A 13,996-nucleotide genomic window follows, 5' to 3' on the forward strand; every position below is an offset into this window, starting at 1 on the left:
GGAGACCGGGAGCGACCCTTTTATTCTCGCCGTCCGAACGGCGTGACGTGACAGACGACGACGCGGCCGCGACGCGCGACGATTCGGACGCGACGCGCGCCGATCCGGCCCGGAGCGACCGCCTCGAACGGTTCCCGACGCCGGGAGCGCGCAACTCCCTGTGGTCGTGGCCGGACGCGAAGTCGCCGCTCGCAGTCGTGCGCAACTACGTGGTGATCGTCCTCGCGCGGATCTGTCCGAGCCTCCGGCTGAAGAACTGGCTGCTGCGGCAGATTGGCGTCACGGTCGGGACGGGCGTCGCGTGGGGGTTGGAGTCGACGCCGGACGTGTTCTGGCCCGAGCGGATCCGCGTCGGCGACGACGCGATAATCGGGTACGACGCCACGCTGCTGTGCCACGAGTTTCTCCACGAGGAGTACCGGCTCGGCGACGTGGTCGTCGAGGACGAGGCGATGATCGGCGCTGGCGCGGTCGTGCTCCCCGGCGTCACGGTCGGCGAGGGGGCGCGCGTCGCCGCGAACTCGCTCGTCGCGGAGGACGTACCCCCGGGCGCGACCGTCGCCGGCGTTCCCGCGGACGTGGTCTCGCGGGCGGACGCGGCTGCCAGCGACGATTAAGCGGCGTCTTCGTCGCCGGTCACTTCGTCGTCGGTCGATTCGGAGTCAGAGTCCGTTTCGTCGGCGTTATCGCTCGCGGCGGCGGCCGTCGCTTCCGCGTCCGTGATGTGCGCCTCGGTGCTCACGCGCTCCAAGTCGACGCCGACCTCTTCGGCGACGGCGTCGAGGACGGCCCGCTGTTCGGCCATCTCGTTTTCGAGCCCCTTGACGCGCTCCGAGGTGTCGATCACGGTCGTCTGCGTCTCCTCGACCTCCTCTCGGAGCTCGTTGATCTTCTTGTAGGTTCGCTCCGCACGGTCGGCGAGCGTCTGGATCTTCTTGGCGGTGTCCCCGAATCCCATACCGGACGGTCGCCCCGGCGATACGTGTGCTTTTCCGTTCGGCTCGGAGTCTCCGGCTGCTCCGGTCGCGTCGCGCTCCCCCTCCACCGACGGTGGACTTTTGCCCGGCTCGTCCGTGGAACGGGTATGAGCGTCGACCGGATCCTGTTGACCAACGACGACGGCGTCGACGCCGCGGGGCTGCGAGCCCTCTACGACGCGCTCGCGGCCGAGTACGCGGTGACCGTCGTCGCGCCGGCCGACGACCAGTCCTCGGTCGGTCGCCGCCTCTCGGCCGACGTCGCCGTCGACGACCACGAGTTGGGGTACGCAGTCGACGGGACTCCCGTGGACTGCGTCGTCGCGGGACTCGACGAGCTCGTCCCCGACGCGGACCTGGTCGTCGCCGGCTGTAACGAGGGCGCGAACCTCGGGGCGTACACGCTCGGCCGGTCAGGGACGGTCTCGGCGGCGGTCGAGGCGGCGTTCTTCGGGGTTCCCGGGGTCGCGACCTCGATGTACGTGCCCGGCGGCGACGACTGGTGGAAACGCGAGTTCGAGACCGACGACTTCGCGCACGCGGTCCGCGCGACGCGGTTCCTCGTCGACGAGGCGCTCGGCGCCGGGGTGTTCGAGCGCGCGGACTACCTCAACGTCAACGCCCCCATCGCGGACGCGGACCGCGCGCCGCTCCGCGTCACGACGCCCTCGACGTGGTACGGGATGCGCGCGGAGCGGAACGGGGACGGCCGCGTCGGCTTCTCCGACCCGATCTGGGACCGGATGAACGACGGCGACGTGCCGGACCCCGTCGGGACCGACCGACGGGCCGTCGTCGACGGCGAGGTCTCGGTGTCGCCGCTGTCGGTCCCGCACGCGGCCGAGCCGAACGCGGGACTCGACGAACTCGTCGACGCCTACGAGACGACGGTTCGGTCCTGACCCGGACCGACGGATCGCTCGTGAGAAACGATTCGCACTGCTCGCCGTCGCCCTACTCGCCGTCGCCGTCGCTCACGGTCACCTTTGCCTCGCTCAGCACGCGGTCGCCCATCTCGTAGCCCGGCTCGTACACCTCGTGGATCGTCCCCTCCGGACGGTCGCTGTCGACGCGGACCATCACCTGATGGCGCGCGGGGTCGACTTCCTCGCCCGGCTCCGGCTCTATCGACTTGACGCCCTCGTCGGCGAGCACCTCGTCGAACTTCTCCAGCGTCGACTCGACGCCCGGACGGAGTTCACTCCCTTCGTCCTGGTCGAGCGCGCGCAGGAGGTCGTTCCTGACGGGCGCGAGCCGCTCGACGAGCCCCTCTGAGGCGCGCTCGCGGATCTCCTCTTGCTTCCGCTTCGCGCGCTCTTTGTAGTTGCTGAAGTCCGCCTTCACGCGGGCGAGCTTGCTCGTCAGCTCCTCGACCTCCTCGTCGCGCTCGCGGAGCGCCTCCCGGGTCTCGGCGAGGTCCGACTCCAGCGCCGCGACCTCCCGCGCGAGCGCCTCGTCGTGCTCGGCGACGGCCGCGGCGAGCGCCTCCTCGTCCCGGCGGGCGTCGGGGTCGGTCGGCTCGCCGTCCGCCGACTCGCCGTCAGCCGAGCCGTCGCTCCGTTCCTCGGCGGTCGCCTCCGCCGTGCCGTTCGCTCTCGCCGCGTCGCCCTCGGCGTCGGGGGACTCGACATCGACGGCATCGTCGTCACTCATACCCGATCGAAGTCGGTCGTCGGGGATAAGCGTTCAGAAGCGCGACGCGGCGAGTCCGGCGGCGCCCCGGCCGACCGCTACCGCTCGGCCGACAGCGCCGTGACGACGCCGTTCGTCCAGCCGAACCCGTACTGCGGGTCGTACTCTCCCAGATCGGCCGTCTCGCCGGCCGAGCGAACGTCGTACTTCTCCGCCATGCGGCCGGTCTCCTCGAAGGAGCTCCGCGCGAGGTCGACCCAGCGGTTCGCGATCTCGTCGGCCAGGGCGTCGTGGCCGTACCGGCGCAGCCCGGTGACGGCCATCCAGTGGAGGGGCGCCCAGCCGCTCGGTGCGTCCCACTGCTCGCCGGTGTCTTCGAGCGTCGTCACCAGTCCGCCGGGCCGGAGGAAGTCCCGTCGGAGCCGGTCGGCGACCGCCGCCGCCCGGTCCTCGGTCGCGGCCCCGGTGAACAGCGGCGCGACGGCGGCGAGGGTGAGCCGGTCGCTCCGGCGCTCGTCGACCCACGAGTAGTCGACGTAGAAGCCGGCGTCCGGGTCCCAAAAGTACCGGTTGATCGCCTCGCGGCGGTCCGCGGCCAGGTCGGCGTACCGCTCGCCGGCGTCCGGCTGCCCGACGCGCGGGAGCCACTCCGCGAGGGCGGTCTCCACGCCGAAGAGGACGGCGTTGAGATCGACCGGCACCAGATCGGTCGTCCGGATCGTGGTGAGGTCGTCGCCCGCCAGCCACCGGGAGCTGAAATCCCACCCGGACTCGCAGGCGGCGCGGACGTCCCGGAACAGGTCGGGCCGTTCGTCGACAGGGACCCGGTCGGCGAGGCGACGGTCCTCGTGATAGGACTCGGGTCGCGGGCGAGCGCGGTCGTCCCAGTACCGGTTGAGGACCGTGTCGTCCGCGACCCCGACGACTCGGCGGTACGCCGCGGCTCCGTCGGTGTCGCGGTCGCCGACAACGCGGTCGGACCCGTCCATCCAGAACTCGTGTTCCGTCCGGAGCGCCTCCACGTGGGGGGCGACGGCGTCGAACCCCTCCTCGCGCTCCAACACGCGGAGCATGCGGTAGAACAGCGGGACCTGCGACCGGCTGTCGTAGTAGGCTCGGTTCCCGAGCGGGACGAACTCGAAGCGGTCCAGGAGCGACGCGATGTTCCCGACCATTCCCCTGATCAGGTCGGTTCGGCCGGCCGCCGCCAGCCCCTCCGCGGTGAAGTAGCTGTCCCAGTAGTACATCTCGCGGAAGCGGCCGCCGGGGACGACGTGCGGGTTCGGGACGGCGATGATCGTCGACCCCGCCGAATCGGCGTCCTCGAACGTCCGGGTCAACGTCCCCCACAGCGACGACACGTGGTCCTCCATCGACCGCGACGGGGCGAGGTCCGGCGCGGCGGAGACCGGCTCCGGCAGCCTGAACTGGTCTTCGACGAACGACTCCAGGTCGAAGTCGGTTCGGTCCCGTCTCGTCAGATACCGTTCAAACAACAGATCCGGAGGGACGCGCGGCTCGGCGTCGACGAACCGCTTGTCGTCGTCGAAGAGGTCCCGCCGCTGGACGGTGCGAAAGAGTTCGCCGGAGATCTGGGGAAAATGACTGTAGTCGAAGAGACCGGAACTCATCTCCAACACGTAGTGAAAGGATTGCTAAGTAATTACTGAAATAGCCGGGAAGAGAACGAATATCGCGCACCGGCGGCCGTCCTCTTATCCATGGTCCATGATTAATTATAAGTGTAATAAATGAATATCGGCGGATAGTCGATGACCCGTATTAGCATGCGATCGGTGAGCAAGTACTTCGACGGGGGTGACACGGTCGCCAACTACAAGCTGGACATGGAGGTGGACGACGGGGAGTTCGTGGTGTTTCTCGGCCCGTCCGGCTGCGGAAAGACGACCGCGCTCCGGATGATTGCGGGGCTGGAAGACCCCTCGGAGGGCGAGATCTACTTCGACGACGACCGCGTCGACGGGACCCCGCCCGCCGACCGCAACGTCGCGATGGTGTTCCAGAACTACGCGCTGTACCCCCACATGACCGTTCGGGAGAACATCGAGTACCCGCTGAAGGTCAGGGGCGTACCGCCGGAGGAGCGCGACGAGCGCGTCGCGCAGGTCGCCGAGCTGTTACACATCGAAGACCAGATGGACAGCGACCCGGGCGAGATATCCGGCGGCCAACGCCAGCGGACCTCGCTCGCGCGGGCGATCGTCCGAGAACCGTCCGTGTTCCTCCTCGACGAGCCGCTCAGTAACCTCGACGCGAAGCTCCGCCTGGAGATGCGCTCCGAGCTGAAGCGGATCCAGAACGAGCTGGGGATCACGACGGTGTACGTCACGCACAACCAGGAGGAGGCGATGAGCATGGGGGACAAGATCGTCGTCTTGAACGACGGCACGATCCGACAGGTCGCCGACCCTGAGGAGCTGTACGAGCGACCGCGGACCACCTGGGTCGCGAAGTTCATCGGGTCGCCGCCGATGAACCTCTTCGAGGGCGAGAACCGCGACGGCACCGTTCAGCTCGCCGAGGACAACACCCTCCCGATGCCGGCGGAGACGTCGTCGCAGACCGTGTCGGTCGGCGTCCGACCCGAGGACATCGACGTGTCGACCAACGCTCCCGACACGGACTGGACCGTGCCGGGCACGGTGAAGACGGTCGAGCCGCTCGGGGAGTACGTGCTGGTCAACGTCGAGGTGGGCGGCTCCGTGGTGAACGTGAAGGTCCCGAAGACGGACGCGGCGGCGGGGGACCGCGTCCACCTCACGTTCGACCCGACCGACGCGTACCTCTACGACGAGAACGGGGAACTGGTGGCCTGATACATGTCAGTCGCATCGTACCTCGAGGACCGGCTCGACCGCGACGTGAACCGGGAGAAGCTCACGGCGATCCTCGTGTTCATGCTCCCCGGTCTCACGCTGTTCGCCATCTTCTCCGTCGGCCCGATGCTGTACTCGGCGGTCGGGAGCTTCTTCACCTGGGACGGGTTCACTATCGGGCAGTTCGCCGGGTTCGAGACGTGGATCGCGACGTTCCAGGACGACGCGATCATCAACTGGGACAACCTCCTCGCGTTCGAGTACCCGATGGGGGCGCTCCCGCAGAACATCATCTGGATGGTGGTCCACGTCCCGCTGAGCACGCTGCTCGGACTTGGACTCGCGCTGCTCTTCGCCGACCTGCGCGGCCGGAGCATCCTCCGTTCGATGGTGTTCTTGGCGTTCACGACGCCGACCGTCGTGATCGGGCTGGTGCTGCTGTTCGTCTACGACCCGCAGGCCGGGATCTTCAACGGGCTGCTCCGGTCGATCGGGCTGGAGGGACTGGTCCGGAACTGGGTTCAGGAGCCGCAGATCGCAATTTACGCGCTCATCGCCGGCGGCGTCTGGGTGCAGACCGGGTTCAGCATGCTGTTGTACAGCTCCGCGCTCGCAGGGATCGACCCCGCGCTGCTGGAGTCCGCCCGCGTCGACGGCGCGGGGCGGTTCCGGCGGTTCAAGGACATCATCTGGCCGCTCGTCAAGCCCGTGACGGCGGTCGTGGTGATCATGAGCATGATCTGGGTGATCCGGATCTTCGCCATCGTCTACGCGGCCGGGGGTCCGTCCGGGGGTCCGGGCGGGGTGTTCTCGGTGCTCGGCCTCGAGGTGTATCAGGCCGCGTTCTCGACGCCGATCGAGTACAGCAAGGCGATGGTCGTCGCGCTGATCGAACTGGTGATCGCGCTCCCGATGGCGTGGTACATCGCGTCGATGGACTAACCTACAATGACTGACACACACAACCCGGACGACCCGACCGACGGCGGCAACGACCCGCGGTCCGACGCCGAAAGCGAGCCGAAGACCGACGGCGGGCGCGTGTACCACGAGCCGCCGGAGACCGCACCCACCTCGGACCGACCGCCCCTCGAACGCGCCCGCGCGGCGGTCCCGAGCGGTCCGCGCGCGCTGCGGTACGCGATCGCGATCGGGGTCGCGCTCCTGTGGCTCGTCCCGCTCGTGGGGCTGTTCATGGCCTCCGTTCGCCCGCTCGACCAGATCATCCAGGGCTGGTGGAACTTCGAGACGCTCACCGTCACCTTCGAGAACTACGCCCGCGCGTGGACGTTCCAGTCCGGGCCGATGCGGCAGGCGATGTACAACACGGCGATCGTCACGATCCCGTCCGTCCTCGCCGTGACGCTGCTCGGGACGATGGTCGCGTACCCGTTCGCCCGCTTCGACTTCCCGCTGAAGACCGGGTTGTTCTTCCTGCTCATCGTGGTCATGGCCGCGCCGCCGGAGCTGGTGGCGATGGGTAACTACAACACGCTACGGCAAACTGGCCTGTTCGACACGTACATGGGACTCATCCTGGTCCACATCGGCTGGGGGATGGGGTGGGTCGTCATGTTCCTCCGGAACTTCCTGCTCGGACTCCCCGAGGAGCTGGAGGAGGCCGCCCGGATCGACGGCGCGTCCCGGTACCAGATCTTCAAGTCGATCGTGTTGCCGTACTCCGCCCCGGCGCTCGTCTCCGTGGCCGTCATCCAGTTCACGTGGGTGTGGAACTCCTTCTTCTTCCCCCTCGTGTTCATGCGGTCACGCGAGAACCAGCTCGCGCCACAGGTGCTCCCGCTGATGAAGGGGCGGCTCCAGATCGACTGGGGCCTCGTCGCCGCCGGCTCGGTGCTGACTATGATCGTCCCCATCGTCCTGTTCGTCACGCTCCAGCGGTACTACAAGCAGGGGATGGTGGCCGCGGTCGCGGACTGAGTCGGCGTCGTCGGTCCGTATTCCGTCGGGACGCCGGCCGTTTTTTCTGCCGTCAGGGTTCGGGCCATCCGTCAGGGTTCGGGCCATCTGTCAGGACTCGCGCCACTTGTGGCCGCACTCGACGCAGGTGAACAGCCGAACCTCGTAGGAGCCGCCGGGCTTCGGTATCATCTCGTAGTTGGCCCGGTCGCCATCGCAGTCGTCCGCCGGGCAGGGAACCTCCATCGTCTCGGTGGAGCCCTGAGTCGCGTCGGCCACGGCGGGTGTCCCGTCGTCCCGCTGTCCGTCCCGGGTCGCCATTGCCGCCTCCGCTTCCGAGTCCCGCGACTCCTCGTTCTCACAGGAGCGACACACCCACGCGTCGCCCTCCGTGTCCGATCATCGAGCCACACTCCTCACAGAACTTCATATTCGGTGGGAACACTCGGCTGTCGGATATATGTGTTAACTTCCGATCCGTAGCGGGTTCAAAAAGGGGACCCGCTCCGTCTCAGTACGGCAGCACGCCCGTCACGGTGCCGAGCAGCGCGACGCCGATGGCGAGCGCCTGCGCGACGAAGAACGCCTTCGAGGAGGCCCAGCCGAAGTACAGCAGCGCGGCCATCGGGACCGCGCCGATGGCCGCCGGCCAGAACCCCATCGTGAACAGGATCGCGAGGAGACCGGTCGTCGCGAGGATGAGCACGTCCATCCCGAGCGAGACGAGGTTGCGTCGGCGAAGCTCCTCGGGGTCGAACATCCGCGCCAGCGACCCGCGCCGGTCGCTTCGGTCGTCCGCGGTCGACGTCGACTCCATCGTCAGTCGTTAATCGTCTCCTGGTGGGCGTCGTCGAGCGCGCCGACGATGTCCTCGGTCGGCGTGTCCGGCGAGGCCCACAGCCCCTTGAGCTGCGACCAGAACTCCGCCTGGAACGGGTTGCCGAGCGCGTCGTCGAGGTCCGGAACGACCGTCACCTCGGCGGCGAGGTCGGGCAGGTTCGCCATGACCTCGATTTCGTAGGCGTCGTCGGGCACCGCGGTGTTGGAGGCGATGAATCCGCCGTCCTCGACCCACACCTGCTGGCCCTCGGCGGAGACGAACGAGCTCAGGGCGTCGCGGGCGGCGTCGACGTTGTCCGAGTACGTCGGCACGGTGAACCAGTTGACCGACGAGGAGATGCCGTCGACGCCGGGCAGCCGGAAGACGCCGAGATCCGACGGGTCCTGGACCGCGTCCTGCGCCGGCGTGAACGAGCCCATGAAGTACAGCGGGAGGCTGTTGTCCCAGAAGTACTCGTACTGGACGCCGAAGTCGCGCGTCTGGCTGAAGTACCCCTCGTCGTGGAGGGTTTTGATCTCGTCGAACGCCGTCGCGACCCGGTCGTCGGTCATGGAGGCGTCGCCGTCGATGAGCCCCTGCTGGAGCGACGCGCCGTCCTCCTGCCGCATGAAGAAGCCCTCGGTGAGGTCGCTGAGCGGCCAGCCGGTGCCGTTCCCGGAGGCGATGGGCGCGTCGACGCCGTCGATCCCCGAGATGTCGTCGAGCAGGGTCATGAACTCGTCCCAGCTCTCCGGCTCGGAGAGGTCGTGCTCGTCGAAGAACGACTTGCGGTACCAGAAGCCGGGCTTGAGGTCCATCTTGAACGGCGCGGCGTACACCTCGCCGTCGACGGTCACCCGCGACGGGTCGACCGCGAAGTTGTCGGCGTCCCACGCGTCGCCGACCGGCGCGAGGTGGCCGTTCTCGGCGTCCGAGATGATCCGCGCTGGCGAGGGCATCACGACGATGTCCGCGGAGGCGACGCCGGACTCGTAGTCCATCAGCGTCCCGGTGAGCAGGCTGTCGGTGTCGCGCGGGAAGTACTCCAGGCTCATGCCCGTCGACTCCTCCACGAAGTCCATCACCTTGCTGAACGACTCCTGCTCGCCGCCGGACCAGACGCCCGTTATCTCGAGGTTGTTGCCGCCGCTCCCGCCATCACCGCCGTCGCTACCGTCGGAGCCGTCTCCTCCGTCGCCGCCGTTTCCGGAACAACCGGCGAGCGCGACGCTGCCCAGCACCGACGCGGTCCCGGTCGTCTTCAGTACGCTCCGTCGCGTAGTACAGGATCGATCATTGGACATGTCGTCCCAACCCAGTCGGCCCACTTACTTCAAATTTGCTTATTAATTACCGCTATAGTTACTAATCACAACTGAGCCGACGCGAAACGCGATCACCGTTATTTATGGGAGTATCGGGGGTTAGTGGTGGATATGACCAACGGAGGCCACGCCTCTCCAGACTCGTCGAACCGCCCGAACCTCGTACTTGTTCACTGTCACGACCTCGGACAGCACCTCGGCTGTTACGGGGCCGACGTCGACACACCGAACATCGACCGGATCGCGGGCGACGGCGCGCGGATGGCGAACAGCTTCTGTTCGGCCCCGCAGTGTTCGCCGAGCCGCTCCAGCATGATGACCGGCTACTACCCCCACGAGAACGGCGTCATGGGACTCGCGCACATGGGTTGGGCGCTCGGCGACGACTGGGAGACTCTCCCGAAACGCCTCCGAGCGGCGGGGTACGACACCGCCCTGCTCGGCTTCCAACACGAGGTTCCGGACGAGCCGGAACGTCTGGGATACGACTACGTCGACAGCGGGACGAAGCGCGCGCTCGAACTCGTCGACGTCGTCGAGGACTTCCTCGCAGAGCGCGCCGACGCCGACGACCCCTTCTTCGTCTCGATCGGCATCGAGGAGCCGCACCGGCCGTTCCACCGGGAGTACCTCCCCGAGGGGACGTACGACTCCGCCGACCCCGACGCGGTCGACCTCGACGACTTCCCGTACCTCCCCGACGAGCCGGGGGTCCGCGAGGACGCCGCCGATCTCGGCGCGCTGATCGAGGAGGTGCTCGACCCGGCGATCGGGCGGTACCGCGAGTCGCTCGCAGACGCCGGGCTGGCCGAGGAGACGGTCTTCGTCTTCACGACCGACCACGGGCTGGCCATCCCGCGCGCGAAGGGCACCTGCTACGACCCGGGAATCGAGACCGCGCTCCTGGTCCACCACCCCGGCGTCGTCGAGGGCGGCGAGGTCCACGACGCGCTCGTCACCAACGTCGACTTCACGCCGACGATGCTCGACCTGCTCGGCGTCGACCCGCCGACGGACACGTCGGGCGAGTCGTTCGCGCCGCTGCTCCGGGGGGAACCGCACGACGAACGAGACCGGATCTTCGCCGAGATGACGTGGCACGACCGGTACAACCCGATCCGCACGGTCCGGACGGAGCGGTACAAGTACGTCCGCAACTTCTCGGTGCTCCCGAGGGTGTTCGTCCCGATGGACGTCGCGCCCACCGCCTCAGGCCGCGAGGTCCACGAGGAGTTCCACGTCCCGCAGCGCCCGACCGAGGAGCTGTACGACCTCGAAGCCGATCCGAACGAGACGGAGAACCTCGCCTCGGACAGGAAGCCGTTCGAGACGGCGGCGGAGGCGAGCGACCCCGACCCCGCCCACGTCGACGCGCTCGACCGGCTCCGCGACGAACTGGAGGCGTGGATGGCGTCGACCGACGACCCGCTCCTCGACGGTCCGGTCCCGTACCCGGATGTGGAGTGAGGCGTCGACCGGACTCGGTGATTTTTAAGCACCGAAGTAGTTAATCGATCGTCATGGACACCGAGGAACTCCTGGAGACGCTCCAGGCGGCGGATCTCTCTTACTATCAGGCGAACGCGTACGTCACGCTGCTCGAACTGGGGACCGCGTCCGCGACCGAAGTCGCGCAGGCCAGCGACGTGCCCGACGCGCGGATCTACGACGTGCTCCGCGACCTCGACGACTTCGGCTACGTGGAGCTGTACGAACAGGAGACGTTTCAGGCGCGCGCGACCGACCCGGAGACGATCGTCTCCGGACTCACCGACCGCGCGACCGCGCTCGAATCGGCCGCGGCGGAGATCGAGGAGCGCTACGAGCGACCGACGCTGGACACCCAGACGGTCAGCATCGTCAAGCGGTTCGACACCGTGCTCGAGGCGGCCCGGACGTTCGTCCGCGACGCGGACACCCAGGTCCACGCGACGCTCACCCGCGACCAGTTCGACGCGCTGCGAGACGACCTGGCCGACGCCCGCGACCGCGGCGTGACGGTCAACGTCACGCTCCTCGCCCGCGACGGCGACGAACCGCTCACGGACGCCGACTACGAGGGAGCCGTGAGCGTCGCGCACCGCCTCTCTCGACCCGCCCCATTCGTGCTCACCTCCGACCTCCGGCGCACGGCGTTCGCGCCGAACCCAGCCGCCGTTGAGGACTACGGTCTCATCCTCCGCAACCGGTCGTTCACGTACGTCTTCTTCTGGCACTTCCTGCTTTTCATGTGGCTCCCCTCGACCGTCGCGTACGAGACCGACGCGGCGGGTCCGAAGCGGTACGCCGACATCCGACAGTTCCTGCTGGAGAACCGCGATCGGATCCACCGAGACGAGCCGCTCCGGGTCGAGATCGAGGGCCGCGAGACCGACAGCGACCGGTCCGTGACCCTTTCCGGCGAGGTCGTCGACGCCGAACACGTCTCGGAGAGCGACGGCGCCGCCGACCGCGCCCCGAGCGTGATGGCGTTGACGGGCACCGCCTCCATGGTCGTCGACGACGGCGAGAAGCGGTGGACCGTCGGCGGCTGGGGGGCGACCTACGAGGACGTGGAGGCGAACCGGATCCGCGTGACGGACGCGCCGACCGCGACCGAGGCCGAGCCGGCGGAGTGACGTCCGCGGAGTGACTCCGGTGTCGTGACGTCGGTGCCGTCGTCTCATCGACTACGCCCGCGACGCGCTGGAGGCGTTCCGGGGCGAACGCTCCCGGGTCGACCGGGTGTAGCGACCGCGTCCGGATCGAGCCAGGTCGACCGGTGACCTCGCCGCACCGGGCCGGTCGACTTTTGCCCGTCCGCGACCGAGCGGGACCATGACCATCGAACCCGACGCGGTCGCGGACCTCATCGAGGAGCACCTCCCCGACGCGGTCGCCGACGTGACCGCGCCACGGATCCACGACGACGAGGACGAGGACGCCCACTTCGCGGCGGTCGTCGTCTCGCCCGCCTTCGAGGGCGAGTCGCTCGTCGACCAGCACCAGCGCGTGTACGACGCGGTCGGCGACCACATGACCCGGTCCGTCCACGCCCTGGAGATCAAGACGTACACCCCCGAGGCGTACGCGGAACACGGGGACGGCGCCCTCGACGACGACCTCCGCGACGCGGGGCTGCTCCCGGTCGACGAGGCCTGACGCCGACGACACGGACCTGTCACGCAATTCCCCTCCACACGATGCGCTCCGCCATCGCTCGCGCCCTCCGCGGGACCCTCGCCGCGGTCTCGCTGTTGGCGTTCGTCGGGCTCTTTTTCGCCCTCGAAGCGCGCGTCACCTCCCCGACCGTCCTCCTCGGACTCGCGGCGGTCGGCGTGGTTTCGCTCCTCGCGACCACCGGTCGCTCCGGGATTCAGCGGTTGCTCGGGAGAGCCAACTCGGACCCTGACAGTCACGGAGAGACGGCCGCCGAGGACGACGCGTGGCTCGACGAGTCGGCCGGCGACACGCCGTGGACCGACCGGGCGGACCGCGCCGGCGCCGAGACCGACTGGTGGCTCGCGCGGCTCGAACCCGCGCTCGACGACGCGTGGAACCGGTGGTCGGACGCCGCGCTGACGGTCGGGTTGGCGGCGCTGGGGGTCGGCTCGCTCGTCCTGATCGCTACCTACTCGGGCGGGGACCCCCCGCTCGGGCTGCTGTTGCTGGTCGCGTTCGGACTCAACGGGGCGCTCGTGACGCTCCCGTTTCTCTTTAAAAGTGACTGACGGGTGCCTCCGGTCAGCCGTCGTCTCGGTCGTCTGTCGCGGCCACCTCACCGGATTTGCCGTCGGGTTCGTCGCCCGCGACGCGGTCGGCGACCGCCTCGGCCACCGGGTCGACGGTGACTGTCAGGCGGGCGACGAGGAACACCACGGGGACGAGCGCGACGAACAGGAAGACGGCGTCGTACGCCCACGCGGCGTCGTTCAACAGGGGGACCGCGGCGCCGGCGAGTCCGCGGTACGCGACGAGGACGGCCCCGAAGACCACGAGCCAGTAGGCCATTCCGCCGGCGTTCTCGGCGATCCGGCTCGGCGGCGCGTCAGTCTCCGCGTCGACTCCCCGCCCGCCGAGCGCCAGCCGCGTCAGCAGCGCGAACTTGGGCGCGGCGTACAGGAGGATACCCGCCACCGCGAGGGCGACCACGGCCGTCGCGACCGCGGCGAACGTCACGGGCGCGAACGGGACGAGACGGTCGACACCCGGCAGCAGCGTGACCACCGCGAGGACGCCGACGATCGCCATCGCGCCGATCAGGAGTTTGCTCGCGGACTGAACCGTGTCGCGGTCGAGCGCGCTTCCGATCGCTGAGTCGTTCGAGCTCATGTGCGCCCGGCCGTTGGCGACGGATCCCTATATAAGGGCCAAGCGTTTGCCCCGATTTTCGGCCGTTTCGCTCGATTTTACCCGCCGTCCTGTCTCTGTTGTGTGCTACCAATCACCTCGTTACTCGGACGCGCGTTCCCGTGCTCTGGCGGCTTCCAATAGCTTTTACAGCGTCTC

At 68.5% G+C, this 13,996-nt stretch carries 15 protein-coding genes and 1 pseudogene; 9 read left to right on the forward strand and 7 right to left on the reverse strand.

The genetic code is table 11. The features are described from left to right. Positions 1 to 47: 47 nt before the first annotated feature. Positions 48 to 617: an acyltransferase gene (locus ACODNG_RS00745; RefSeq protein ID WP_434522023.1), complete on the forward strand. Its 570-nt coding sequence runs from the start codon at positions 48 to 50 to the stop codon at positions 615 to 617. Here the strand turns inward: ACODNG_RS00745 and ACODNG_RS00750 are convergent. Then, the gene (locus tag ACODNG_RS00750; RefSeq protein WP_434522024.1) at positions 614 to 958 is read right to left on the reverse strand and encodes a DUF5798 family protein; all 345 of its coding nucleotides are present in this window, start codon (positions 956 to 958) and stop codon (positions 614 to 616) included. The two genes, ACODNG_RS00745 and ACODNG_RS00750, sit on opposite strands and share 4 nt — an antisense overlap. Positions 959 to 1,084: 126 nt before the next feature. Here ACODNG_RS00750 and surE point away from each other — a divergent pair, with 126 nt between their 5' ends. Next, positions 1,085 to 1,879 carry a 5'/3'-nucleotidase SurE gene (surE, locus tag ACODNG_RS00755; RefSeq protein WP_434522025.1) on the forward strand — a complete coding sequence of 265 codons (795 nt, stop codon included), beginning with the start codon at positions 1,085 to 1,087 and terminating at the stop codon, positions 1,877 to 1,879. Positions 1,880 to 1,931: 52 nt separating this feature from the next. Here surE and grpE read toward each other — a convergent pair whose 3' ends face one another. Next, positions 1,932 to 2,630 (reverse strand): nucleotide exchange factor GrpE, encoded by a 699-nt coding sequence (gene grpE / locus ACODNG_RS00760; RefSeq protein ID WP_434522026.1) that lies wholly within the window; start codon positions 2,628 to 2,630, stop codon positions 1,932 to 1,934. A gap of 77 nt (positions 2,631 to 2,707) precedes the next feature. Next, positions 2,708 to 4,240 carry a trehalase family glycosidase gene (locus ACODNG_RS00765; RefSeq protein WP_434522027.1) on the reverse strand — a complete coding sequence of 511 codons (1,533 nt, stop codon included), beginning with the start codon at positions 4,238 to 4,240 and terminating at the stop codon, positions 2,708 to 2,710. A gap of 156 nt (positions 4,241 to 4,396) precedes the next feature. Here ACODNG_RS00765 and ACODNG_RS00770 point away from each other — a divergent pair, with 156 nt between their 5' ends. The 3 genes from ACODNG_RS00770 to ACODNG_RS00780 are packed head-to-tail and all read left to right on the forward strand — an operon-like array spanning position 4,397 to position 7,384. Next, positions 4,397 to 5,446 carry an ABC transporter ATP-binding protein gene (locus ACODNG_RS00770; RefSeq protein WP_434523038.1) on the forward strand — a complete coding sequence of 350 codons (1,050 nt, stop codon included), beginning with the start codon at positions 4,397 to 4,399 and terminating at the stop codon, positions 5,444 to 5,446. A 3-nt stretch (positions 5,447 to 5,449) separates the two neighbouring features. Next, the gene (locus ACODNG_RS00775) at positions 5,450 to 6,388 is read left to right on the forward strand and encodes a carbohydrate ABC transporter permease (RefSeq protein WP_434522028.1); all 939 of its coding nucleotides are present in this window, start codon (positions 5,450 to 5,452) and stop codon (positions 6,386 to 6,388) included. A gap of 6 nt (positions 6,389 to 6,394) precedes the next feature. Then, on the forward strand, positions 6,395 to 7,384 hold the full coding sequence (locus ACODNG_RS00780; protein ID WP_434522029.1) for a carbohydrate ABC transporter permease: 990 nt from the start codon (positions 6,395 to 6,397) through the stop codon (positions 7,382 to 7,384). Between the two features lie 90 nt (positions 7,385 to 7,474). Here the strand turns inward: ACODNG_RS00780 and ACODNG_RS00785 are convergent. From ACODNG_RS00785 to ACODNG_RS00795, 3 genes and pseudogenes are all read right to left on the reverse strand, one after another. Further along, positions 7,475 to 7,793: pseudogene (locus ACODNG_RS00785) on the reverse strand (RPA12/RPB9/RPC11 RNA polymerase family protein). Between the two features lie 81 nt (positions 7,794 to 7,874). Continuing rightward, positions 7,875 to 8,180: a hypothetical protein gene (locus ACODNG_RS00790; protein WP_434522030.1), complete on the reverse strand. Its 306-nt coding sequence runs from the start codon at positions 8,178 to 8,180 to the stop codon at positions 7,875 to 7,877. 2 nt (positions 8,181 to 8,182) lie between these two features. Further along, positions 8,183 to 9,424 carry an ABC transporter substrate-binding protein gene (locus tag ACODNG_RS00795; RefSeq protein ID WP_434523039.1) on the reverse strand — a complete coding sequence of 414 codons (1,242 nt, stop codon included), beginning with the start codon at positions 9,422 to 9,424 and terminating at the stop codon, positions 8,183 to 8,185. A 195-nt stretch (positions 9,425 to 9,619) separates the two neighbouring features. Between ACODNG_RS00795 and ACODNG_RS00800 the strand changes: the two genes are divergently transcribed. The 4 genes from ACODNG_RS00800 to ACODNG_RS00815 all read left to right on the forward strand — a co-directional run bounded on the left by ACODNG_RS00800 (position 9,620) and on the right by ACODNG_RS00815 (position 13,218). After that, a complete protein-coding gene (locus tag ACODNG_RS00800) occupies positions 9,620 to 10,975 on the forward strand; it encodes a sulfatase family protein (RefSeq protein ID WP_434522031.1) in 1,356 nt (451 codons plus the stop codon). A gap of 53 nt (positions 10,976 to 11,028) precedes the next feature. Further along, the gene (locus ACODNG_RS00805) at positions 11,029 to 12,126 is read left to right on the forward strand and encodes a TrmB family transcriptional regulator (RefSeq protein ID WP_434522032.1); all 1,098 of its coding nucleotides are present in this window, start codon (positions 11,029 to 11,031) and stop codon (positions 12,124 to 12,126) included. A gap of 199 nt (positions 12,127 to 12,325) precedes the next feature. Next, entirely contained in the window at positions 12,326 to 12,649 is a 324-nt protein-coding gene (locus tag ACODNG_RS00810; protein ID WP_434522033.1) for a BolA family protein, read from the forward strand. Between the two features lie 41 nt (positions 12,650 to 12,690). After that, a complete protein-coding gene (locus ACODNG_RS00815) occupies positions 12,691 to 13,218 on the forward strand; it encodes a hypothetical protein (protein WP_434522034.1) in 528 nt (175 codons plus the stop codon). 13 nt (positions 13,219 to 13,231) lie between these two features. On the opposite strand, the gene ACODNG_RS00820 is transcribed toward ACODNG_RS00815, so the two are convergent. Next, positions 13,232 to 13,819, reverse strand: a complete 588-nt coding sequence (locus ACODNG_RS00820; RefSeq protein WP_434522035.1) for a hypothetical protein — start codon at positions 13,817 to 13,819, stop codon at positions 13,232 to 13,234. Positions 13,820 to 13,996 lie beyond the last annotated feature (177 nt).

It is taken from the genome of Halorubrum sp. AS12, assembly GCF_051122765.1.
In the GTDB taxonomy this organism is placed as follows: Archaea; Halobacteriota; Halobacteria; order Halobacteriales; family Haloferacaceae; genus Halorubrum; species Halorubrum trapanicum.